Here is a 23,016-nt window from a genome sequence, read left to right as displayed (position 1 = left end):
AGAATGAAAATTTCTCAAAGCTACATTATTGAAACACAAAGATGTAGGCTCAGATGTGTTTCTCTAGAAGATATTCCACACACATTTTCTGCTACTCAATATCAGGGTTTCAATGATGGTATCTTGTGGGAACCACCTACAAAGGAAGAAGAATTAGTTGAGCCATATCAGCGCAGCATTATATCTTGGGAAAATGGCGAAGCATACACCTTTACTATAGAGTCCAAAGATAGCAAAAATTTTAGATCTCTTGAGGGCGCACGGCTGTGCGCCCCTACTATCAATACCTCTTTTTTGGTTTAGCTAGTAAACGAGCCGCGATCGCACCCCCAATAAATCCAAATAAATGCCCTTGCCAGGAAATACCATATTGTATCGGTAAAACTCCCCAAATCATCCCGCCGTAAAGGAAGCCCACAACAAGAGAAAATAAGATCGCCGCAAAACTCCGTTCAAAATAGCCGCGTAGGAGTAAAAACCCAAAATAACCAAAAATAACTCCACTCGCGCCAACGTGAATTGAATAAGGCGAACCAGTCAGCCATACACCCAATCCGCTGACGAACATGGTAATGATGCTAACGACAAAAAAATCGCTGGTTTCCCGCAACATCACTAACCAGCCTAGAGTTAGAAAGGGAATTGTATTCGCAATCAAATGCCCCAATCCACCGTGTAAAAAAGGAGCTAAGAAAATGCCCCGCAAGCCGATAAAACTGTGGGGACGAATACCAAAAGCGTCTAATCTACCTCTAAAAAAGAAGATATCTATAAATTCGGTAATCCACATCAGGGCGGCGAGTCCACCCAACACTAAAATTTGGGTTTGAATTTCCCGCGCGATCGCTCCAGATTCTTGTTTACTCATAGTTCATAGTTACGAAGTTGGTAGCAGCCTCCCCCACACTCAAAACTTCTTCGCTCAAGCATAATTTGCACTGACTCAGGCAGCAAATACAACAATATCTGTGGCTGTGCTTGTATTTTAAAATGAGTTCAGAAAGTTTAGGTACGATTGCGCGGAGAAAACTCTGTTTTCTCGAATCGCTGCCGCAGTTCATAAATCCCCAGCAGTACGATCGCCACAATCAAAGGTAAAAAGTAGTAAATGCCTCGATATGCTAATAACGCCCCAAATAGTTCGGCTGATGGAATTTGCGCTGATAGCGACAGCAAGAGTACCGTTTCAAACACGCCTAATCCACCAGGGACATTGCTAATAACTCCTGCCAACTGTCCTAAGATGTAGATCCCGAAAAAACTTGGATACGATAGGGGAGCGTTAGCTAATAGCAGAACGTAAAGAACGCCCCCTGCAATTGCCCAGTCGAGGATCGCGATCGCTGTTTGAAATAGTGAAAGCTTACCAGGAAGGCGCGGAATTCCCCACTTGCCGAGTTTCATCGGCTTGTGACTCCAAGTATTCCACAATAAATATCCTGCAACTAAAAATAAAAATATCGTACCAAGCGGAAATAAAGAGTTTGAGGGAATGCGGAGTAAAGAGGGGACAGATACAGGTTCGCCGATCAACACCAAGCCAGCTACCGCAAAAAAACCCAGCCAAAAGCTAACGTGACAGAAAGTAATCACTTTCGCAATTTCTAGAGTCGATAGCCCCCAAGCCGAATAAAATCGGTAGCGGATCGCGCTGCCAGTTAAGAGTTCTAATCCGGCAGTATTGGTAATTGCCTGACTAATAATCGCCGTCAGTGCCACTTTCCGAAAAGGTATGGAACGGCGAATGTATCGCATTGCTAAAGCATCATACCCCGTCAGCATCAAGTAGTTCAGCGCAGTGCAAATCAGTGCAAGGACTATGTAACTTTTGGGAATTTCTGCCAAGCTGCGAAAAATATCTCGATAGTCGAACTCTCGCAATTGAGTTGCGATCGCCCACAACGATACTCCAAATAAGAGTAAACCTAAAATCGGAGAGCCAAACTGAGATAAGCGTTTGAGGTTCATTTAGCAATCTTAATAAATTTTACGAAAAAGCTAAATTTGTATTATCTTCCCGTAATACGTTGCCAGAAGTCATGAATCTAACGTAGTAGATGTGCTGTCAATTATTAATTCTGAGTTAATTGTTATTAAATATACAAAAAAAATAAATACTACTGACTCGCAAGCGGTAACAATCAAAACTGTCACAGCAACAATAGGTAGAAGCCGCAAATTAGACATCATCTCACGTCCCAATTTTGCTTAGCTGCCTAAAAAGGGTCAGGAGTTACGCACAAGAAAGTCTGAGATCTCGATCCCCCCTGGTTCCCCCCTTTTTAAGGGGGGACTTTAAGCCCCCTTTTTAAGGGGGTTTGGGGGATCGACTGCGTAAGTCCTGAAGGGTGTTGGAGGATCTCCGAACGAAGCCGATCTATCGAGCCAAATTTTTGATGAAATTTTGGGAATACTAGAGTCCAGGCATTGCCATGAATCGATAGAGGAGTGTTTTTATGACCCTGTTCGTTAATAACTTACCGCACCAAGTAGCACAAACAGATATTTTAGACCTCTTTGGCAATTATGGTTCTATCAAACATATTTTTTATCCGACTCACTGGAGTACAGGTGAAGGGTTAGGATTTGCCTTCGTTCAAATGACTGCAAAACCTCAAGAAGAAATAGCAAAATTTCAGCTTCACGGTGCTGAGTGGATGGGTAATGCTTTACAAATTCGAGAAGTGAGTTCGGATTAAGTTTGACTGACAATCTGACATGACTCTTATTTAAAGATCGGTTCTAGAACAAGAAGTTATAGAGAAATTTTTGCCTGTTTGGATTCAGAGCTGTATATCGAATATTTAATCAAAAAATCGGGATAGGAAATTAGCTAATTTCCTATCCCGATTGATTCTAGATTTTATACTTTAGCTACGCTTTTACTAACAATTTATACAGCGCTACGACGGTTGATTGCATTCCAAATAAATATAGCAACAATTGCACCAAGCACTGCTAGAGCTATACCAGGAATACTAAATGTTGTGGCTGCCAACTGTAAGGTTCCCGTACTGAGGAAAGTTCCCAAAGTACCACCTACAAATGCACCAATAATACCTAGTAAAATCGTACCTAAGATACCACCGCCTTGGCGACCGGGATAGATAGCTTTGGCGATCGCACCAGCAATTAAACCTAAGACTATCCAAGCTAGAATATTCACTGCTCAAACTCCTTTGAATAATTTATTTCAATACTTTTATGGTATTGATATATACTAAAAAGTCGATCTATCGCACGGAAGAAATTTGAGAATCGCAAGATATATTCGGTTTATACGACAATGAAGGTGAAAACTATTTAAGTAAAAAATTAAACCAGACTGTGGATCTCAAACAACGCTTGCAGAATCACTTAACGGAAATAGTCCGCGATCGCGATCCTTTCCTATCAACAGCAGGACATTTCTTCGTCCGCCAATATATTCATGCAGAACTCAGTCAATGGGGCAAGGTAGACATTCATGAATTTCAAATTAGAGGACAAACTTTTCAAAACTTAATTCTCAATCTTCCTGGCTTGCAACAAAGTAGTAAGAAAGAACCTCCACCAATTTTAATTGGCGCGCATTACGACACCGTTCCCGGTACGCCTGGGGCAGACGATAATGCTACAGGTGTATCGGTACTACTAGAATTAGCAAAATCTTTGGCTACCCAACCAGCCAAACATCCCATTCAACTCGTAGCATTTGATTTAGAAGAATACGGATTTACCGGAAAAGACGGTATCGCTGTAGGTTCGGGTGCGTCTGCATATGCCGATTTATTACGCCAGCAGCAGCAACCGCTACGCCTAATGATTTCCCTTGAAATGTTGGGTTATAGCGATGCCACACCTGGATCGCAACGCTATCCGAGTCCCCTAGAACGCTTCTATCCCAATCGCGGCGATTTCATTGCTTTAATCGGTAATTTATCGATTGTTCCTGACTTAATTCATCTCAGCCGAAATATACGCCAAGTAGGAGTTCCTAGCGAGTGGCTGCCAGTTCCCAACCGAGGTAGGATTGTTCCCCAAACGCGATTAAGCGATCACGCTCCCTTTTGGGATCGAGGATATCGAGCGATGATGGTTACAGATACAGCAATGTTACGCAACCCTCATTATCACAAACCGAGCGATCGCATTGAAACCTTAAATTTAGATTTTCTCACGGGTGTTTGTCAGGGATTAATTCAAGGTATTTATCAATTACGGTAGAGCGATCGCGCCATGCAGCTGTACCCAAGCTACTGCTAACTTACAAATAGCCCTTGCATTGAGGAATGAGTGATGACGGTAGCCGATCGCGCGATAGGACGTTGGCAATTTTGGATCGATCGCGGTGGTACGTTTACCGATATCGTGGCGCAGCATCCTGATGGACGAACGATCGTTCACAAACTCCTGTCGGAAAATCCAGAACGCTATACCGATGCAGCAATTCAGGGTATACGGGAAATACTGGGCGTTCCTGCCGATGCACCCCTACCAGCAGCACAAATTGGCGTGGTGAAGATGGGAACTACTGTCGCGACAAATGCACTGTTAGAACGTAAAGGCGATCGCACTGTCTTAGTCGTGACAAAAGGCTTTCGGGATGCCTTACGCATCGGCTATCAAAATCGCCCCAACATCTTTGCACGGCAAATCGTTTTACCAGAAATGCTGTACGAACGAGTCGTTGAAGTAGAAGAACGCTACAGCGCCCAAGGCGAAGAACTCATTTCTGTTAATCCAGCCTATACTTTAGAACTGCAAGCAGCTTACGATGCCGGAATTCGTTCCTGCGCGATCGTCTTTATGCACGGCTACCGCTATCCTCAACACGAACAACAAGTTGCAGCCGTAGCCCGAAAAATCGGTTTCACTCAGATTTCAGTCTCCCACGAAGTCAGCCCCTTGATGAAACTCGTCAGTCGAGGTGACACTACCGTAGTTGATGCCTATTTATCTCCCATTTTGCGTAGATACGTGGATCGGGTGGCGAGTCAGTTGGGAGGGAGCAGGGGAAAGAGAGCTGAGGAGGCTGAGGAGGCTGAGGGAGCTGAGGGAGCAAAAAACAATTATCAACCAACTACCAACTACCAACTACCAATTACCAATTACCAATTACCAATTACCGATTTCCCCAAATTAATGTTCATGCAATCCAATGGTGGGTTGGCAAATGCCCAGAGGTTTCAGGGGAAAGATAGCATTTTATCGGGACCTGCGGGAGGAATTGTCGGGGCAGTACAGACAAGTTTGATGGCGGGTTTCGATAAGATTATCAGCTTCGATATGGGTGGAACTTCTACAGATGTTGCCCATTACGCAGGCGAATACGAACGGGCGTTAGAAACAGAAGTGGCAGGAGTGCGACTGCGAACGCCGATGATGGCAATACATACGGTGGCGGCGGGTGGCGGTTCGATCGCCCAATTTGACGGGGCGCGGTATCGCGTCGGACCCGAATCAGCAGGGGCAACCCCAGGACCCGCTTGTTATCGTCAAGGAGGACCGCTGACGGTAACGGACTGCAATATCATGGTGGGCAAGTTGCAGCCGGACTTGTTTCCCAAGGTATTTGGAGCCAGTGGAGATTTGCCCTTAGATGCAGAAGTCGTGCAACGCAAGTTTAGTCAACTAGCGGCAGACATTGGAGATGGGCGATCGCCCGAACGAGTCGCAACGGGATTTTTAGCGATCGCTGTGGAAAAAATGGCGAATGCGATTAAGAAGATCTCTCTTCAGCGCGGTTATGACGTGTCGGAATACACTCTCTGCTGTTTTGGCGGCGCAGGCGGACAACATGCTTGTTTAATTGCCGATGCTTTAGGAATGCAGCAGATTTTGATCCATCCCTATGCTGGGGTGCTGTCGGCTTACGGTATGGGTTTAGCAGACGAACGGGCGTTGCGGGAACGTGCCGTGGAGAGGGTTTTAGATGTAGGGTTGGTGGCTGAATTAGAGGAAATTTTAACTCAGTTGGAGTTAGAAACAAAAGCAGAACTAGACCTTACAGATAGGGATCTCCGCGTTGCAGATCGGGTTGAGGTGATGCGGCGAGTACATTTGCGCTACGAGGGGACAGATTCGCCTTTGGTAGTCCGATATGAAGATATAGCAGGAATGCGACAGCAGTTTGAGGCAGCGCACCGTCAACTGTACGGTTTTATTGCTGCCGATCGACGATTAATTGTCGAGGCTGTAGCTGTGGAGGCGATCTTAAAAACAGAGGTGGCTACAGAACCAATTGTGACCCGGCGCACCGACGCACCTCCCGTACCAGTGAAGACAGTACAAATGTATACAGCCAATGCCTGGCACGACACACCTGTATATAGAAGAGAAGACTTACAACCAGGAGATTGTATTTTCAGTCCGGCGATCGTTGCGGAAGCCACGGGGACGAATATCGTCGAACCTGGTTGGCAAGCCGAAGTGACACAGAGAAATCATTTGGTGTTGAGAAGGCGAGAGTCGGAAGTCAGAGACAAAATTCAAAATTCAAAATTCAAAATTCAAAATTGGGACAAGGGAGCAACTACCAACTACCAATTACCAATTACCAATTACCAACTACCCGATCCGGTTATGTTGGAAATTTTCAATAATTTATTTCGGGCGATCGCGGAACAGATGGGTATAACGTTACAAAATACAAGTTCTTCGGTCAATATCAAAGAAAGGTTGGATTTTTCCTGCGCCATTTTCGATTCTCGCGGACAGTTGGTGGCAAACGCGCCTCACATTCCGGTTCATTTAGGTTCTATGAGTGAAAGCGTGACGGCGTTGATTGCCCAGAAAGGCAGTAGCTTGCAACCTGGTGATGTCTATGTATCGAATAATCCTTACAATGGTGGGACTCACCTGCCCGATATTACCGTAATTACGCCCGTTTTTCCCGATTCCCTATACGGGCGGGTTCACCAAGAAACTTCGTTCGTCACAAATATTTCAGGTGAACCCGCCCCTACACCCATCTTCTACGTTGCTTCCAGGGGACATCATGCCGATATTGGCGGGATTACTCCTGGTTCGATGCCACCTAATAGCACGACTGTGGAACAGGAAGGGGTATTAATTGATAATTTTCTGCTGGTATCTCAAGGAGAGTTTCGCGAACCGGAGTTAATGCAACTCCTGTGTGACGGGTTGTATCCAGTCCGCAATCCGATGCAAAATCTTGCCGATCTCAAAGCCCAAATTGCTGCAAACGAACGCGGCGTGCAAGAACTCCACAAAATGGTAGAACACTACAGCTTGGAAACAGTTCAAGCCTACATGGGTTTTGTCCAAGATAATGCTGCCAAGTCAGTACGGAAAGTTATAGAAGGACTCAACAGTGGAGAGTTCGCTTACCAACTCGACAATGGCAGCGTCATTCAAGTGGCGATCGCGATCGATAAATCTACCCGTAGCGCTCGAATCGATTTTACTGGCACTTCACCCCAACTGAAAAGCAATTTTAATGCTCCGGCTGCGGTGTGCAAAGCTGCGGTGTTGTATGTCTTCCGCACTTTGGTAGATGACGATATTCCGCTTAATGCTGGCTGTCTCGAACCTTTGGAAATTATTATTCCTGAAGGTTGTATGTTGAATCCTCGCTATCCGGCAGCGGTGGTAGCGGGAAATGTCGAGACTTCTCAAGCGATTACCGATGCTTTATATGGTGCTTTGGGTGTGATGGCAGCAGCGCAAAGTACGATGAATAATTTTACTTTTGGTAGCGATCGCCATCAATATTACGAGACGATCTGCGGTGGTTCGGGTGCGGGTGCAGATTTTGACGGTACGGATGCGGTGCATACTCACATGACAAATTCCCGCCTTACCGATCCTGAAGTCTTAGAATGGCGATTTCCAGTCTTGTTAGATAGTTTTAGCATTCGTCCCCACAGTGGCGGTGAAGGCTTACATCACGGTGGTAATGGTGTCATTCGCCGCCTTCAGTTTCGCGAACCAATGACTGCTGCCATTCTCTCTGGACGTAGGATTGTACCTCCCTTTGGCTTGCATGGTGGTAAGCCTGGGAAAGTAGGGAGAAATTATATTCAACGCCAAGATGGTACGGTGGAGGAGTTAGGTAGTACGGCGATCGCGCAGATGCAGCCTGGAGATATTTTTGTCATTGAAACCCCAGGTGGTGGTGGCTTTGGTGTTTATGATAGCAGTTTTCAATTGAGGAAAACACACGTTCTGTAGGGGCGCACAGCTGTGCGCCCCTACAAATGTCACCCATGCGAGCGAGAATTCTATGAGAGTCTTTTGGCGAGCGCAAAAATCCCCTAAATACCCCTACCACGCTATCTAAATCTCAACCACTGACAAAAGTAAGATTTAGAGTCAAATTTACATAATTTGTAATCTGTAAATAGATTGATGGCTGCTTGCTTAATCGTCAAGATAATTAAACATTAATAGGTAAAGAAAATTTAAGTAGGCACAATCTTTTACTCATGTCTGAAGAATTTAAGCAAGGCGATAAAGTTGAGTGGAAAACCTCTCAAGGAAAAACCACTGGTGAAGTAGAAAAGAAACTCACTTCTCCTACAGAAATTAAAGGACACCACGTTGCTGCATCGAAAGATCATCCTGAGTATCTGGTAAAAAGCGAAAAAACAGGGAAAGAAGCAGCTCATAAACCAGATGCTTTGGACAAAGTAGAGGAGTAGAATTAAGTTATGAGTCAAGATGTCAATTCTGCGATCGCAGAGTTTCATCAAGTCGTCAATATGACTCCTAAAGAGCTTGAATCTTGGTTGAAAACTGAGGAGTCACAAGCGGTAGGACAAAGAAAGGATGATGACGAGTCAACCGGACATAAATCTGGAAGACGAATCGTTGAGTTATTGCAAAAAAAAGAGGATGAATATACTGAAGACGAGATTTCTCATATGAAGAAAGTCATCAGTTACGTCCACCGTCATAGCGCCCAAAAACCATCGCACGATATTGAGAATTCGCGCTGGTATTATTCCCTAAAAAACTGGGGTCACGATCCGCTGAAGAAGTAAATCATTCGGTAGGGTGCGTTAACAATAACACACCCTATTGTTAATCGATCCAGAAGTGCTATATATAGCTCGACAATTAAAAAATTATTTAAGCATTTGCAGACAAGAAAGGAATATTTTCAGCCAAAGCATCCTTCACGATTGTTCCTTGTTTGCTTGCCCAATATTGACTCAAAAAATGAATTTGTCTCAAACCGACAACTAAATTCAAGCCAGGTACAAATATCCACCAAACAGTTAGCGGTTCTTTCATTCCTGCTTCTCGATACAGCGCATTCACAGTTTTATACAGCTTGAACTGCACGATATAAATCCAAACCACCCCCAGCAGTGAAAACCAGCCGAACCAACCTGGTACGTCAGGATCGTAAATCCGTAACAATTGGGGAACGACAACCCCTAGTACAAAAGGTGCTAAGCACAACGTCCCAGACCACCCATAACCGTTGTAGCGGCGTAATTCTTCTTGGATAATCCATTTATACCAGCCGTAATACAGCATCAGACTAGCAACAGACAGTAAAATGACACGCCAAAGAGGACGGGGTTTACCTATGAATCGGTCAGACATATGAAAGGAGAAGCTTTTCTTTACATTACTTCATAATAAATCGAATGAAGCTATCTCGCACTCTACGAAGCACGACGCACGAAAGGTAAAAGGTCTGATAAGATGTCTTCGGCAAAATGCTCTTGAGGATAATGCCCCGCTTTTTCAAGTTTGACTATCTCTGCTTGGGGTAGGCTGCTGGCAAATTTCTGGGCGATTTCGACAGGAAGCCAAGGATCGTTTACACCCCAGACAATTAAAAGTGGTTTCTGCCAGTCTTGAAAACCATCGGCAATTTCCGACATAGACGGGGACATTTTCAGATTGCGTACCGCCGTCATCAGCGATCGCCCCGCTTTTGAACTTTTCAAAAAAGGCTTGCGAAATATGTCTAAATCTGCATCCGAAATCTGGTAACGGCTACCACCTTCGAGGGTACGATCCACCAATAAAGGATCTTGCGTCGCCATGTCTCCCGCAAAAGGTAGTCCCCACTGTTGCATCTGCCAAGGTAGTTTAGCAGCCGTAGTCAAGGGAGTATTGAGAATGGCAATATTTTCGACGCGATCGCTATGGCGTAAGGCATACTGCAAGCCTACCGAACCCAAAAATCCTTGCACGACCAAACAAAAGCGATCGATCTCCAAAGCTTGAATAAAGTCATCTAATGCCTTGACAAAAGCATCGGGAGTGTAATTAAAATCCCGCCCTTGGGGTTTTGCTGACGAACCAAAGCCAATCAAATCGGGAGCGATCGCCCTTGTTCCCTGACTCCCCAAAGCAGGCATAACGTGTCGCCAACCGTAGCTATGGGAAGGTAAACCATGTAACAGCACCACTGGCAGCAGATCGCTCATTCCAATCGGAGCAACCTCGCGGTAAAACCATTCTAGGGAACCAACATTAATTTGATGTTCTGTAATAGACACGATACTTTATTGGTAATGGGTAATGGGTAATGGGTAATGGTTGATAGCAACCAACAACCAACAACCAACAACCAACAACCACTCTTAACCAGAAGATAATATCATTTTGCGGATCGCTTGTGCGGTAGCGGGTGCGAGTAAAACACCGTTGCGATAGTGTCCTGTCGCTAAGAGGATATTGCTAAATCCTGACAGGTAGTCAATTATGGGGGCGGAACGACCTTCAGGACGGGGACGCAAACCAGACCAGGTTGCGATCGTATTGGCTGTCGCCAGAGCGGGACAAAAAGCGATCGCCTGTTGCATGACTGCCTCTAACAAGGCTGGTGCTGCCTCGATTTCTCGTCCAATGGCAGGAAATTCCACCGTTGCTCCTACCCAATATTCAGTGGCTTGTTGACCCCCATTTAGAGGGACAATATGCACGTCGTTACCCGTGATGACGGGTTGAAAATCTGTGTTACCCAGAGGGCGATCGAGCTTGAGGTGAATAGCTTGACCTAGTACGGGTACGATGTCAAATTTTAGCGGGGGTGAAGTTTCTGTTGACAGAGATGGTAACGAGCCTAAGCCAGCCGATACAACTAGCCAATCAACATTCAAATGCGATCGCTCTCCAGAAATTGTTATTTGTCTGATGCGGCGATCGTCGGGCAAACCACCTTTAGCATAACTAGAACTGAAATTAGATTCCTCTATCTGTGTTCCAAAGTAAAATTTGACACCGTTGCGTTTTGCTCCTTCAACTAGAGCTAAAGTTAAACTCACCGGATCGACTTGCCGATCTTGGGGCGAGTAAATTGCCCAAGTCGAGGGATTGCAGTTAATTTGCGGACAATAAGACTTGACTTTTGCCCCATCCCAAATTTCTAAAGCTAAGCCTTGAGAGGCGCGAGTCGCGACGAGTTTCTCCCAAGAACCGAGTTCTGCTGCCACGCACAACATCAAAATTCCCTGCCGATTAAAGGGGATGTGATGCCCTGTGAGTGCTTCTAATTCTGGAATGAGGGTTTCATAGCGTTGGATACTTGCCTGTCGCAACTGCCACGCCCTACCCTTAGTTTTATGGCTGATGACACCCATCAAAACGCCCAAAGCCGCTTTTGTTGCTGCTTGCGCTGGCAATTGGCGATCGAGGACAGCAACCTGTAACCCTGGAACTTGGCTCAGTTCGTAGGCGATCGCTGCCCCCACTATACCGCACCCGATAATTACTACTTGAGTCATATTTGAGCGGTTAGGAGTAAGGGATAAGGGAAATTTTGGGTTTTAGATTTGGAATTATAGATTGTAATTCCCCCTTGTCTTCCTTGTCTCCCTTTCCCCGACTCCCGACTCCCTACTCTGCTGTTTGAGGAAGCAACTGAAGAAAGTTGTCGATGTCTGCTATGGCTTCTCTGGCGTTGAGCAAGACTTTTTTCGCATCGCCTTGTTGAGCAGCTTGATCGACCGCTACTAGGTCGTTAAAGAAGTTTCGCGTAATCTGCTTTGCTTTAGATTGATCTTGCGGCAGCAGATTGCGCGTCATGTAGTTCATAGTCAACCGCAGTTCTCCTAAAGGTCCGTGGACGAAATTACCGACATCGATCCAATCTTTTCTTTGTACTAAAGACGGGATTTCTCTGCTGGCGCGATCGCGCAAGCTTTGGATATCGGGAATGTACTGCTGGATCTGCTGAATTTGAGCCGAGCTGTAGGTCGGGGGTACTGTGGCAGTGCTGGGACTACTACAGCCGATGAGAAATGTTGCCAAAATTACCAAAATAAGGGATAAGAACGATCGATGGCGCAACATAGAATCAATTGCTTGTAACTGCTACTAATCAGTGTCATTTTAGATCGCTAATGGTAACAATCAATCCTAGCTATGGGAGTGAATTCAAAGATTTTAGATTTAAGGCAGAAGGCGAGGGGTGAGAGGTAAGAGGTGAGAGGCGGTAAATCCGAGCTAGAGGGGCATTGATTTAGTTGTAGTCCCAGCCCTACCATGCAGCGCCAAGCATCTGACGTGTCATCTTTGCTAGTTCTCGTATCGGCATTCAGTTGCGCTTGGCTCCAGGGTCGTCAATGCCAGTAAGGTGAGGGGCGTGAATTTTAATTTACCGGAGAGGTCAACTGGTAAAAAATAATTGGAATTTATGTCAATTCTTCTGTTTAAGAAAGTCGTGTTGAGTACAGCAAAAAGCTTTTTGTGCCGAGAACAAAAAAAGTTGCGATCGCAGTATACGATTCAGAACCCATACTGAAATTTCTTCAATAACCAAACCAGAAGCTTATGAGCAGTTCTAAATGATTTGTAAAGCAGGCTTCTAGCCTGCGGTAGGCTAGAAGCCTGCTCCACATTCATGAATCAAATAGGATTGCTATATAACTTCGCTGAAAATGAATTTTGGTAGTTTTTCTTGGTACTTCTCTATATCTACCATAGAAGAGCTTTATAGTAAAGATTAATTTTTTGCATCCATAATTTGGTAAATTTCCTAATCGTTGGGTCTGTTGTTTGCTAGATTCTTTGCAAGTTAGTTTATTTTAATTTTGCAGATTTCCACGTCAAAGCGAAATTAGGTCGTGCGGCTACAAACGCAGCAAACATAGAAGTTTACTGTGCTGATTTTTCCTGTTTTATCCGGTAGAAATCAGCAAATAATTTTGATTGAGGTGCGGTGATGACTCGAAAAAATGGATTTGTTGGACGACGTAATTTGCTCAAATTGGTAGGTGTAGGAGGAGCTAGCATAGCTGCTACTAGTGTTGTTAGTAGTTCGTGGGGTACACAACCTGCGGTGGCACAACAAACAGACACGAAAGAAAAACCACAACCCGTCAGTCCAGATAATGCTCTCAAGAGATTGCTGGAGGGCAACCAACGGTTTATGAAAGAGAAGCGGCGTACTCCTAATCAATCGCGATTGCGTTTGCAGGAGATTGCCACAGCTCAATATCCTTTTGCTTCTGTTTTAGGCTGTGCGGATTCGCGAGTTCCAGCAGAAATTGTTTTCGATCAAGGGCTAGGAGATTTGTTTGTCGTTCGGCTTGCTGGGAATGTTGTCAGCCCTACAGCTACAGGTAGCCTAGAATTTGCTACATCGGTGCTAGGTTCTCAACTGATTATAGTTTTAGGACATGAAAGATGTGGTGCAGTACAAGCAGCACTCAAAAGCGATGCGCTTCCTGGTAGAATTGGCACTTTTGTTGAGGATATCAAACCAGCATTAAATGGAATAAAATCTCAATCAAATGATGCAGTTAATGATGCTGTTGTAGCTAATATTCGGTATCAAGTTAACTTACTACAAGAGAGTTCTTCAATACTAACTCAACTGATCGAAGAGAGGAAGTTAAAAATTGTAGGTGGTCGTTATGACCTAGATACTGGAGCAGTTACTCTAATAACTTAAATTTGGGCGGGGAGCGATCGCCTACTTTTTTTGGCATATACTTCTACAGCGGCAGCGCTAGAGATGTTTATTCAGAAATGGCGATCGCTCTCAGTCACATCATTTATGGGAAATTTCCTGAAGGTCAAGCTGTAACTGTATATTTGGTAACGATCGCTCTACGAATATTTGCTCTACAAATGTGAGAAAGCTGTTTACTGTTCGTGAATTATTTAAGATAGCTATAATATACTAGGTTTTAAATGTTGCTTTGAAATAGCTGTAATTACAACTAATCGCTGTTAAATTGAGTTAGATATTATATATAACCAGGGGTATAACTCCTAACATTTATATTGTTACTGTGTAGAAATATTAAAAAAAGCTTAAATTGCGTATACTGCGAAAATAATTATGATAAAAAATTACGCATTGCTATACATTAAAACTTTATGATTCATCCAGACACAGAATTACGTCTTGTTAATGAAATTATTGGTTACGGTGTATTTGCTACTAAATTTATTCCTCAAGGAACGATAGTGTGGGTATTGGATGAATTAGATCAGCAATTCGACGAGGGATATATATTGTCTCTAGACCGACTTCAACAAGAGCACGTATTCAAATATTCTTTTCGAGGAAGAGACGGTAACTATATACTATGTTGGGACATTGGTAGATATATCAATCATAGTTTTTATGCCAACTGTATTTCTACAGCTTATGACTTTGAAATAGCTCCTAGAGACATTTATCCTGGTGAAGAATTAACCGATCACTATGCTTGTTTTAATTTAGACAAACCTTTTGAATGCCTTCCAGAGCCAGGTATCACCAAAACTAAAGTTATGCCTGATGATTTTTTGTTACTATATCCAGAATGGGATAGACAAGTTGCTGAAGTCATGCCCTATTTCAATTGCGTCGAACAGCCATTAAGAAAGTTTATTTCAAGTAAATTTGTAGACAAAGTGAATGCCGTTGCTGCTGGAGAAGAACGGCTTGATTCCGTACTTGATACCTACTACGACCGTCAACATAGACTAATAACTGCATAGAATATATCCAGTTCATTAAGTCATTGTTGTGTTTTCTATGCTACAAAAAAATCTCAAAATCCTACTTTACAGTAGTAATATTTGGTACTTAGGCGAAGGAATGTTTGCTCCGATTTTTGGTTTATTCACTCAAAAAATTGGAGGTAATATTCTTGATATTAGCGGAATTTGGGCTACATATCTAGTTGCTACAGGAATTTTTACCATCCTAGTTGGAAGGCTATCAGACCGCAATATAAGCAAAGCCAAACTCATGATAATTGGCTATGCTTTAAATGCCATTTTCACATTTTGCTATCTATTCGTATCTTCTCAACTAAGTTTGTTTGTCGTTCAAGTAGGGTTGGGAATAGCTTCTGCTTTAGCAACTCCTACCTGGAATGCTTTATATGCACAATATGAAGATAGAGGAAAGGCAGGGCAAATTTGGGGCTTGGCTGACGGACAATCAAAAGTCATGACTGGTCTTGCTGTAGTGCTTGGGGGAGTGATTGTTAATTGGTTGTCTTTCAATACTTTATTTATCACAATGGGAACGATTCAAGTTATTGCTACCTTGTATTCCATTCAGCTGTTAAAGCAACAGGGACGTGCAGCAACAACTACTGATAAAAAGCATTTGCTAAGAAAACATCAAATAAATTCAAGCGATTGACACAAGCAAAACTAGCAACTTCTAGATAACTAAAACTCAAACCACACGCCATAAATTGCCCAAATTGCCATTGCGCGCAAATAATAGCTTGCCCGAAAAGTACCAACAGATGTAATTGCCTCTGGAGTACGGAATTGCAAACCATTTTCATAAATTTGATTGACAACTGTTTCTGTTAATTGTAGTGCCTCAGCTTTCATTCCCATTTGCAAGAGAAAAGCCGCCAATCCAAAATTAATTCCCGTCCATACTTCTAATGGATGGGTAGCATTAGGATTTTCAGGAGAACCATTCGGTTTTAAACCATTCGCCGCCCCAAATTTTCCCTGATGAAATTTCAAAAAGCAAGCATCGTATATAGTTTTGAGTGCAGATAAAGCACATTCTTGCGGTACAATGTCAGGTAGTTTTAATAAACGAGCGTAAAATTGTCCGCAGAGTTGATCTGCCATTACGACATCAGAACCGCTATTGCTATCCAAGCGATAATATTGTCCGTTCCAAAGTTTTTCTTGGTAGATAGGACGCGATCGCGATAACCAAGATTGATAAGTGTCGATCGTTTCTTGTAGAGAGGTTACATGTAGAGACGTTACATGTAACCTCTCTACATTGTTGAGTAAAATTTTACCAATGGCGATCGCCGCTTCTAAAGCCGCCAACCACAATCCCCCACAATAAGCACTAACACCCTGCAACTTCCAATCATCAAAAGTTTGATCTGGCGCACCAGAATTTTCAGGAATTCCATCGCCATCTTTATCGAAAGTTTTCAAATAGTTGAGGGCTTGAACGATCGCCTCCCAACATGATGCTAAAAACTCTACATCAGTTGCACCTGTCAGTAAATAGTCTCGATATACCTGCAAGACAAAATCGCTGGGTAAATCCTTCCACAAATTGCAATCTTGATATGCCGTGTAATTTGTCTTTTCCCAAACGTGTTCGTTGGGTGCGCCTAAATCGTGAGGTGTTGCACCAGCAACTTTACGCGGCGCGAGGGGCATTTCTGCCCCGATGGTAAGGTAATATCCAATGAGGCGACGATGATTGTCACTAGCAGGAATAGCCCGTGCAAAAGCACGCATCACAGCCTTTTCTAACTCTGGAAATAAGATTAATAGAGCAAACGAACCGTAAAGCCGCACGTCAAGGCTTTCGTACCAGCGATAATCAATACATTCTAAAATGGCAAACTGACCGATCGGATCGCGCTCTGTCGCCGCACTCCACAGCGTCCCACCACTGGTAAGATCGTAAAGTTCGTTAAACAATGCCATTTTGAACCAATTGGGCAGATCGGTTTTATCTAAAATTGGTTGCTGCCAAGCTTGAATTTGAGATTGCCAAGACTGGTATGCTTGTAAGGCTGTACGCGCGATCGCCCAAGCATTTTTACCCGTGCGATCGAAAAAATCTGTATGGCGACGATAATATTTGACCCCAGCAGCAAATTCCGTAACGGGAAAATCCCAAGTTAAGACAAAGGGAATCGTGCGAGTTTCTCCTGGTTGAAGTGTAAAACGAATGGCGATCGCACCTGCAATTTGTTCTCCCTCTATAGCTGGTGTCTCATCTTGTATATTGGGTAAAGCACCTGATTGGGCAAAACTTGTCCATATATCTTCTCCCGTACCGACAGGATTCCAACGGGTGTGATGAAAGACTTCTACACCTGGCTGTTTTGCCGTAGCAATACACCACTGCCCGTCTCCTTCCTCTACATCCTCGCTATTATCTCGCCCTAATACGCATCCCACATACTCGGATTCCACCAACCGATTAAAATTTCCCTGGCTTTCTCCCCAGCGCGATTTATATTCATACACTGGGCTACCATCATCTCTAATTTTTACTTCTGAAGATTTACTGGCATTGGTAAACCACCCCGTCATATTCTGCCAGGACAGCATAATACTCAGAGTCATAGGGGCATTAGTAGGATTATGGGCAGTCCAGACAAATACACCCACTGGATAGCTGCTTTCTTGATAGTTATTTGCCCAAATTGGCGAAAACTGTTCGCAGGTTAACTGAGATTGAAACACACCCTCATACACAAACCAGCTACGAGGATACAACGCATGATACGTGCCTGTATGGGCGTGTTGTTCGCCCCTAGATGGATACCACTGCCAATTCTGCAATCCATCGTCAGGTGCTTCCGTACACAAAGCGTAAGCCTGACGAGATGCACTCCGTTCAGACACGCTTTCAAACACGCTAAACTGACAAGCAGGCATCGGCTGAAAAATATGCTCGCCGCCGTCCACCTGCCACACGTTAAAATCACCCCTAGAAGACCGACCGATACAACCCGCACCAAAGCCCCCTAAAGGCATACCGTGCCAGGGACCATCATCTAAATTACTTGCGGTACGGACAGTATAGGGCTTATCCCAGCCCAGACCGATAGGGCGCTGCCAGGTACAGTTAGGAATATTCATCATTAAGGTGCTGAATTGCATCCCATAGATTTTACTCTTGGATTTGGTAATTGGTCATTGGTAATCTAAGATCTTGCAGTTGTTGCAACGTCCGCCTGGGATTCAAATCCCAGTCTCATAGCTTAAGTCGGATAAATCCGACTGTAACTAGTTTTTAGTCTACTTCAGTAGACTTGTGCTATTAGCCCAGAAATTAATTTCTGGGCGGGTCTGGACACAAGTTGAGATTGCTGCAAAATCTCAGTAATTGGTAATTGGTCGTTGTAAATTTTAACTTTTAACTTTTGACTTTTGACTTTTTACAATCCTGCATACCATTCATAGCCTTGGTCTTCCCAGTAGCCTTTGACGGGTAGGAGGCGATCGCTAAGGATGATGTTAGTGACCCATTTACTTTGCTTGTAACCTAATTTAATTGGCGAGGCGAGACGTAAAGGCGCACCGTTATCTATTGGTAAAGGTTGCCCGTTTTTCTGATATGCCATCAACGTTTGTGGGTGCAGACACGATGCTAAATCCCAGCTTTCGTAGTAGCCGTCAGCGGATTTAAAGTAAACGTATTTTGCCTCGGGTTTAGGTTGGGCAAGATTAATAATATCCCGCAATCGAACTCCACCCCACTGCACGATCGCCGCCCACCCTTCCACGCAGACGTGACGAATCACCATTGAGGCAAGGGGCATTTGCTGAATTTCTATCATGCTGAGGCTGAGGAATTTATTGACTGCACCATCGACAACCAGACGAAATTTGGTTGGATCGATTTTTGGAGTAAAGTTAAATGAGTTAACAATTAATGCTTCTGGTTCGATCTCGCTGACTGGAAATTCTGGTGCGAGTTTTTCAGGATTGAAAATTAAAGTTTCAACTTTTTGGTTCAATGGTTCGGAGACTTTACCGACTATATCTTCAAATAAAGGCGTGCCACATCCACCTAATAATAAACTGACGCTGGAAAGCCCAGAAAGTTTTAGAAAGTGACGACGTAATAGTCTTTGGCGAGGGATTTGAATCTGATTCATATTGTTATAGATAAGCTTACCAAAACATCGATTCCAAAAGGCGATCGCCTCCGACTTTTCGTCCTAGTAAGGCGTGGATTGTGGCAAAGATAATCACGATTGGGACGGTAGCGAAGTGAACGATTCGCAATGCTTGCCAATCGCCAAAACAATCGACAATCCAGGGGAATTGAGCGGGTTTGTACATACCCAAGCCGCTAAATATGGCAAGTAATAAAATGGGAACGATCGCCGTGTAAGCGATCCGATGCCATGCATAAGCACGACGCTTTTGGTTTTGACTCAATTTCAGTGCTTTGATGTCTTTATCGCTGACAAATCGATGTTTCCAACGACGGGAAACGAGGATATAAACCCCATAAAACACCAAGTTGAGCGAAAACAGCCACATTGCAGCAAAATGCCAGTGTCTACCACCAGCCAGCCACCCTCCAAGGGCAAAAATTGGTGGAATATGCCAGCCAGCACGCCCGCCAAATACGGGGTTAGCATTGTAGATTTGCAGTCCGCTGGTCAGCATAATGAATAAACTAACAATATTTACCCAATGAAAAATTTTGGCGGCGATCGCTTGTCTTGGGAGTCGAGACGGAAATTTCATATCAGTTATCAGTTAGAGCCTTTTTCAATTGGATGAAATACAAGATCTGTAGGGGCGCACAGCTGTGCGCCCCTACGAATGTATCGCATCATAATGAGAATCGCGATATCAGTTATCAGGCAACCATCAACTACCAATTACCAACTACCAAAATGATGACCCTTTATTTACTAACAGATTTTATTAGCTCAGAGTGCGTTGTTGGTGACTCACCTGTCAGTTATTGGTATGAGGGTTATTGTCCTCACGCGGGTAAACTACTAAGACTACCCCGCACTCCTTTTGTAGAAGCGATCGCAATTGGGTTGATGCAACAGCTTGCTACTAACGCGCGGTATTCCCATGAGGGGAAAATGTATGGCGTGTTGCTCGTCGAGACTGCTGCTGGGGAACGGCGAGTGCTGAAAGCATTTTCTGGGCTTTTGCATGGTTGTAGCACGGTTGCAGGTTGGGTGGGGGCGATCGAGGGCAAAGAGCTGGCTTTAGAAGAAGCCCGTACCCTGGATATGTTAGCAGCAATGAAACAAGAGCTAATTGCCTTGCAACAAATCCCAGAGCAACAAAAGTATGCAACGTTAGTGCAGGATTTTGAAACGCGCTGGCAGCAACTGACAATCCTACATCGCGATCGCAAGCAACAGCGACAATTTCAGCGCCAGGTATGCCAAAATACCCTCACGGGTCATACTTTAGTAGAGGCATTAGCACAACTAGACGAACAAAGTCGTCAGGATGGGATCGATCGCAAGCTGTTTAAGCGTCAACGAGATTGTCTGTTACAACCGCTCCAACAGGCGATCGAGCAAGCAGATAAAAGAACGCACGAGTTGAAACAACAGCGGAAAAGTTTATCTAGGCAGCTGCAAGCACTGATGCACGCTAGCTATAGGTTGAGCAATTTCGCAGGGGAGTCTCTACCACTACAGCAGTTGATGGCGGGTTCGCTACCTACTGGAACTGGGGCTTGTTGTGCGCCAAAGTTGTTGCATTATGCGGCAACTCATAACTTGAAGCCACTGGCAATGGCGGAGTTTTGGTGGGGATCGCCTTCGACTAATGGCGAAAAAGTGCAGGGGGAGTTCTATGGAGCCTGTACGGAACGCTGTCAGCCGTTGATGGGGTTTTTATTGTCAGGTTTACAGCAGAGATCCCCCCAACCCCCCTTACAAAGGGGGGCAATCAGATCCCCCCAACCCCCCTTAATAAAGGGGGCTAAGAACGATTTTGTTTCCCCCTTTTTAAGGGGGACTAAGGGGGATCTCCAAAATCTGTGCATCCAAACTAAGAAATCTATTCTTTATGAAGACGAGTGGCTGATTGCTGTGAATAAACCGCCAGGACTGCTCTCCGTTCCCGGTCGTTGTAGCGATCGCTATGATAGCGTCGTGTCTCGTTTACGTCACTTACTGCCCGATGGCATGGCGATCGCAGCTCCACATCGCCTCGATCTAGAAACGTCAGGTATTTTGCTACTGACTCGCGATCGCGCCTCTTATCGTCATCTGAGCCAGCAATTTCAACAGCGGCGAGTGCGTAAAGTTTATGAAGCGGTACTTGCCGGATGCGTGACGCAAGAAAGCGGTACGATTCAACTGCCACTTTGGGGCGATCCTAGCGATCGCCCTTATCAGAAAATTGATGCACGGGGAAAACCTAGCTTAACGGAATTCCAAGTCATCACAAAATTGGAGAATTCCACGCGAATTCAGTTTTTTCCGTTAACAGGACGAACGCATCAGCTTAGGGTTCATGCTGCCGATCCTAGAGGTTTAGGAATACCCATTTTGGGCGATCGATTGTACGGTTGTCGCGCCCAAGTAGAGCGTTTATGCTTACACGCGAGAGAACTTTGTTTCGAGCATCCCCACTTAGGGAAAAGTATTTCTCTACAAGTAGAGACTCCGTTTTGATAGTTATCAGTGATGAGTGGTGTGTGGTGCGTGGAGGGTGAAAATACCTGCCGTCATCAACTAATGACCAATTATTCATTACGACTCACTTTTAAATTCTTCCGCTGTATTGTGCCGTACACTAGCAAAACTGCAAGTACGATCGCTGCTACTACTGCGGTTATTGAAATGACAGGATTATTGAGAGATAAATGACGAACTGCGATCGCCACATACGCCCAAACAAATACCAACGTAAAGGCAATATCTGCCCGTTGAATTGCAACTACAGAGGCGATCGCTGCACCAATAAGTAGCATAATGACAGTCCATCCTAGAGAGCTTATGCCCCAACCATCCCAATTAGAAATATACAGAGCAGAGGCAATATTAACAATCGTTGCTACAGAAATCCAACCTAAATAAATACTAAATGGTACGTGTACCAGCCATTTGAATTCTCGCGATACTCTTTTGCCAATTTCTAATTGCAAGTAAGCTCCAATTAAGGAAATTAGAATTGCTAGCATTGCTATTACTGAAAGCCAAAATAGCTGTAGCGTGAAGAGATATACCCAAGCAATTTGAGCTAGACAAGCAATAATTAGTAAGACATCAACTCGATGCAGAGTTGAATTTTGGCGCTGTGCTGGAAGAAACTGATAAACGCCATAGGCAATTAATCCGAGATAAATTAATCCCCAAATAGCAAAGGCATAATTTGCTGGCGTAATTTGCACGCCTTGAAGGATGGTATTGGCAATTTCACCAATATTTAATCCTCGAACTGGAAAGAAATTTGACAAGACGTTAACGCTGAGAGTCGCCAAGATAGCAAATAGTGTTGCCAAAGGCAGTACAATTTCTTTACCAGAACCTTGTGTGGATGCTTTCATAAATTTTTTCTCAAGCTGCGATCGCAGATGCACGCTCTTATATTGGCTCTCTTATACTGACTTTATATTTGGAAAAGATTGCCCCTCTACGGTTGGATCGCTCGATCCTGCTACGGGTTGAATATCGTAGTGCGTGCTATTAGCTGCTATGTTAGCCACGATTTCTGCAACTACATCTGGTTGGGCAGATGAGACAAGCGTAGAAGGATAAACTGCTTTTCCCCAAGTTGGATGGACGATCGCGGCACACTGACCGCTACGATCGATTGTATAGCCCAGGGTAGCGCCGACAACTTTCACATCGCTCAACCGCACTTGACCGGGAGGAGAAGTCATAGGGAAACCAGTGCGCGGGTCGAACATATCTGCTAAGTATCCCATTGTTCCCAGTTGGGCAATGATTTGGCTGCCAAATTCTAGAAATTGTTGCCGAAATTCGTTCTTATAGATTTCTGTCTCAACTGTCCGTTCCAAGAAAGCAAATTGACACAGTTGTAAAACTACAACCACAGATAAAACTGGCAACGACCAACTCGGTAAAAGCCGATTTAAATGAGTGCGAATGAATCTAGGAGCTGGGTGAACTGAGTATTGCAGCATTT

The 23,016-nt window shown here is 44.3% G+C and carries 23 protein-coding genes; 11 read left to right on the top strand and 12 right to left on the bottom strand.

Annotated features, from left to right (window positions below; genetic code table 11):
• Positions 1–3: 3 nt before the first annotated feature.
• Positions 4–303 (top strand): GNAT family N-acetyltransferase, encoded by a 300-nt coding sequence (locus CHRO_RS24615; protein WP_041462622.1) that lies wholly within the window; start codon positions 4–6, stop codon positions 301–303.
• Here the strand turns inward: CHRO_RS24615 and CHRO_RS24610 are convergent.
• Positions 281–868 carry a rhomboid family intramembrane serine protease gene (locus CHRO_RS24610; protein WP_015156938.1) on the bottom strand — a complete coding sequence of 196 codons (588 nt, stop codon included), beginning with the start codon at positions 866–868 and terminating at the stop codon, positions 281–283. The two genes, CHRO_RS24615 and CHRO_RS24610, sit on opposite strands and share 23 nt — an antisense overlap.
• A 137-nt stretch (positions 869–1,005) precedes the next feature.
• The gene (locus tag CHRO_RS24605) at positions 1,006–1,968 is read right to left on the bottom strand and encodes a lysylphosphatidylglycerol synthase domain-containing protein (protein ID WP_015156937.1); all 963 of its coding nucleotides are present in this window, start codon (positions 1,966–1,968) and stop codon (positions 1,006–1,008) included.
• Positions 1,969–2,456: 488 nt separating this feature from the next.
• Between CHRO_RS24605 and CHRO_RS24600 the strand changes: the two genes are divergently transcribed.
• Positions 2,457–2,699, top strand: coding sequence for an RNA recognition motif domain-containing protein (locus tag CHRO_RS24600; protein ID WP_015156936.1), 243 nt, complete (start codon positions 2,457–2,459; stop codon positions 2,697–2,699).
• Positions 2,700–2,893: 194 nt separating this feature from the next.
• Here CHRO_RS24600 and CHRO_RS24595 read toward each other — a convergent pair whose 3' ends face one another.
• A complete protein-coding gene (locus CHRO_RS24595) occupies positions 2,894–3,166 on the bottom strand; it encodes a GlsB/YeaQ/YmgE family stress response membrane protein (RefSeq protein ID WP_015156935.1) in 273 nt (90 codons plus the stop codon).
• Positions 3,167–3,327: 161 nt separating this feature from the next.
• Between CHRO_RS24595 and CHRO_RS24590 the strand changes: the two genes are divergently transcribed.
• The 4 genes from CHRO_RS24590 (at position 3,328) to CHRO_RS24575 (ending at position 8,987) form a co-directional block, all read left to right on the top strand.
• On the top strand, positions 3,328–4,206 hold the full coding sequence (locus CHRO_RS24590; protein ID WP_015156934.1) for a M28 family peptidase: 879 nt from the start codon (positions 3,328–3,330) through the stop codon (positions 4,204–4,206).
• A gap of 72 nt (positions 4,207–4,278) precedes the next feature.
• A complete protein-coding gene (locus CHRO_RS24585; protein WP_015156933.1) occupies positions 4,279–8,175 on the top strand; it encodes a hydantoinase B/oxoprolinase family protein in 3,897 nt (1,298 codons plus the stop codon).
• Between the two features lie 254 nt (positions 8,176–8,429).
• Positions 8,430–8,645 (top strand): hypervirulence associated TUDOR domain-containing protein, encoded by a 216-nt coding sequence (locus tag CHRO_RS24580; RefSeq protein WP_015156932.1) that lies wholly within the window; start codon positions 8,430–8,432, stop codon positions 8,643–8,645.
• Positions 8,646–8,654: 9 nt separating this feature from the next.
• The gene (locus tag CHRO_RS24575) at positions 8,655–8,987 is read left to right on the top strand and encodes a DUF3140 domain-containing protein (RefSeq protein WP_015156931.1); all 333 of its coding nucleotides are present in this window, start codon (positions 8,655–8,657) and stop codon (positions 8,985–8,987) included.
• Between the two features lie 88 nt (positions 8,988–9,075).
• Here CHRO_RS24575 and CHRO_RS24570 read toward each other — a convergent pair whose 3' ends face one another.
• From CHRO_RS24570 to psbQ, 4 genes are all read right to left on the bottom strand, one after another.
• Positions 9,076–9,558, bottom strand: a complete 483-nt coding sequence (locus CHRO_RS24570) for a hypothetical protein (protein WP_015156930.1) — start codon at positions 9,556–9,558, stop codon at positions 9,076–9,078.
• 62 nt (positions 9,559–9,620) lie between these two features.
• The gene (locus CHRO_RS24565; RefSeq protein ID WP_015156929.1) at positions 9,621–10,466 is read right to left on the bottom strand and encodes an alpha/beta fold hydrolase; all 846 of its coding nucleotides are present in this window, start codon (positions 10,464–10,466) and stop codon (positions 9,621–9,623) included.
• Between the two features lie 84 nt (positions 10,467–10,550).
• On the bottom strand, positions 10,551–11,693 hold the full coding sequence (locus CHRO_RS24560) for an NAD(P)/FAD-dependent oxidoreductase (RefSeq protein ID WP_015156928.1): 1,143 nt from the start codon (positions 11,691–11,693) through the stop codon (positions 10,551–10,553).
• Between the two features lie 112 nt (positions 11,694–11,805).
• Entirely contained in the window at positions 11,806–12,261 is a 456-nt protein-coding gene (psbQ, locus tag CHRO_RS24555; RefSeq protein ID WP_015156927.1) for a photosystem II protein PsbQ, read from the bottom strand.
• 871 nt (positions 12,262–13,132) lie between these two features.
• Here psbQ and CHRO_RS24550 point away from each other — a divergent pair.
• The 4 genes from CHRO_RS24550 to CHRO_RS24535 all read left to right on the top strand — a co-directional run bounded on the left by CHRO_RS24550 (position 13,133) and on the right by CHRO_RS24535 (position 15,559).
• Entirely contained in the window at positions 13,133–13,864 is a 732-nt protein-coding gene (locus tag CHRO_RS24550; RefSeq protein ID WP_015156926.1) for a carbonic anhydrase, read from the top strand.
• Positions 13,865–13,866: 2 nt separating this feature from the next.
• A complete protein-coding gene (locus CHRO_RS24545) occupies positions 13,867–14,049 on the top strand; it encodes a hypothetical protein (protein WP_041462621.1) in 183 nt (60 codons plus the stop codon).
• A gap of 246 nt (positions 14,050–14,295) precedes the next feature.
• Positions 14,296–14,904: an SET domain-containing protein gene (locus CHRO_RS24540; protein WP_015156925.1), complete on the top strand. Its 609-nt coding sequence runs from the start codon at positions 14,296–14,298 to the stop codon at positions 14,902–14,904.
• 37 nt (positions 14,905–14,941) lie between these two features.
• Positions 14,942–15,559 (top strand): MFS transporter, encoded by a 618-nt coding sequence (locus tag CHRO_RS24535; RefSeq protein WP_015156924.1) that lies wholly within the window; start codon positions 14,942–14,944, stop codon positions 15,557–15,559.
• 29 nt (positions 15,560–15,588) lie between these two features.
• On the opposite strand, the gene CHRO_RS24530 is transcribed toward CHRO_RS24535, so the two are convergent.
• From CHRO_RS24530 to CHRO_RS24520, 3 genes are all read right to left on the bottom strand, one after another.
• Positions 15,589–18,027 carry a GH116 family glycosyl hydrolase gene (locus CHRO_RS24530; RefSeq protein WP_015156923.1) on the bottom strand — a complete coding sequence of 813 codons (2,439 nt, stop codon included), beginning with the start codon at positions 18,025–18,027 and terminating at the stop codon, positions 15,589–15,591.
• A 278-nt stretch (positions 18,028–18,305) separates the two neighbouring features.
• The gene (locus CHRO_RS24525) at positions 18,306–19,028 is read right to left on the bottom strand and encodes a molybdopterin-dependent oxidoreductase (protein WP_015156922.1); all 723 of its coding nucleotides are present in this window, start codon (positions 19,026–19,028) and stop codon (positions 18,306–18,308) included.
• Positions 19,029–19,044: 16 nt separating this feature from the next.
• Positions 19,045–19,629 carry a cytochrome b/b6 domain-containing protein gene (locus CHRO_RS24520; RefSeq protein WP_015156921.1) on the bottom strand — a complete coding sequence of 195 codons (585 nt, stop codon included), beginning with the start codon at positions 19,627–19,629 and terminating at the stop codon, positions 19,045–19,047.
• 152 nt (positions 19,630–19,781) lie between these two features.
• Here CHRO_RS24520 and CHRO_RS24515 point away from each other — a divergent pair, with 152 nt between their 5' ends.
• Positions 19,782–21,539 (top strand): RluA family pseudouridine synthase, encoded by a 1,758-nt coding sequence (locus tag CHRO_RS24515; RefSeq protein WP_015156920.1) that lies wholly within the window; start codon positions 19,782–19,784, stop codon positions 21,537–21,539.
• 71 nt (positions 21,540–21,610) lie between these two features.
• Here the strand turns inward: CHRO_RS24515 and CHRO_RS24510 are convergent, their stop codons facing one another.
• Both CHRO_RS24510 and CHRO_RS24505 read right to left on the bottom strand, forming a co-directional pair.
• Positions 21,611–22,414: a TspO/MBR family protein gene (locus CHRO_RS24510; RefSeq protein WP_015156919.1), complete on the bottom strand. Its 804-nt coding sequence runs from the start codon at positions 22,412–22,414 to the stop codon at positions 21,611–21,613.
• Between the two features lie 51 nt (positions 22,415–22,465).
• Positions 22,466–23,014, bottom strand: coding sequence for a methylmalonic aciduria and homocystinuria type D protein (locus CHRO_RS24505; protein ID WP_015156918.1), 549 nt, complete (start codon positions 23,012–23,014; stop codon positions 22,466–22,468).
• Between the last annotated feature and the right edge of the window lie 2 nt (positions 23,015–23,016).

It is taken from the genome of Chroococcidiopsis thermalis PCC 7203, from assembly GCF_000317125.1.
GTDB lineage: Bacteria > Cyanobacteriota > Cyanobacteriia > Cyanobacteriales > Chroococcidiopsidaceae > Chroococcidiopsis > Chroococcidiopsis thermalis.
Note: the sequence above shows the minus strand (reverse complement) of the source record. Positions and strands in the feature narration are given on the sequence as shown.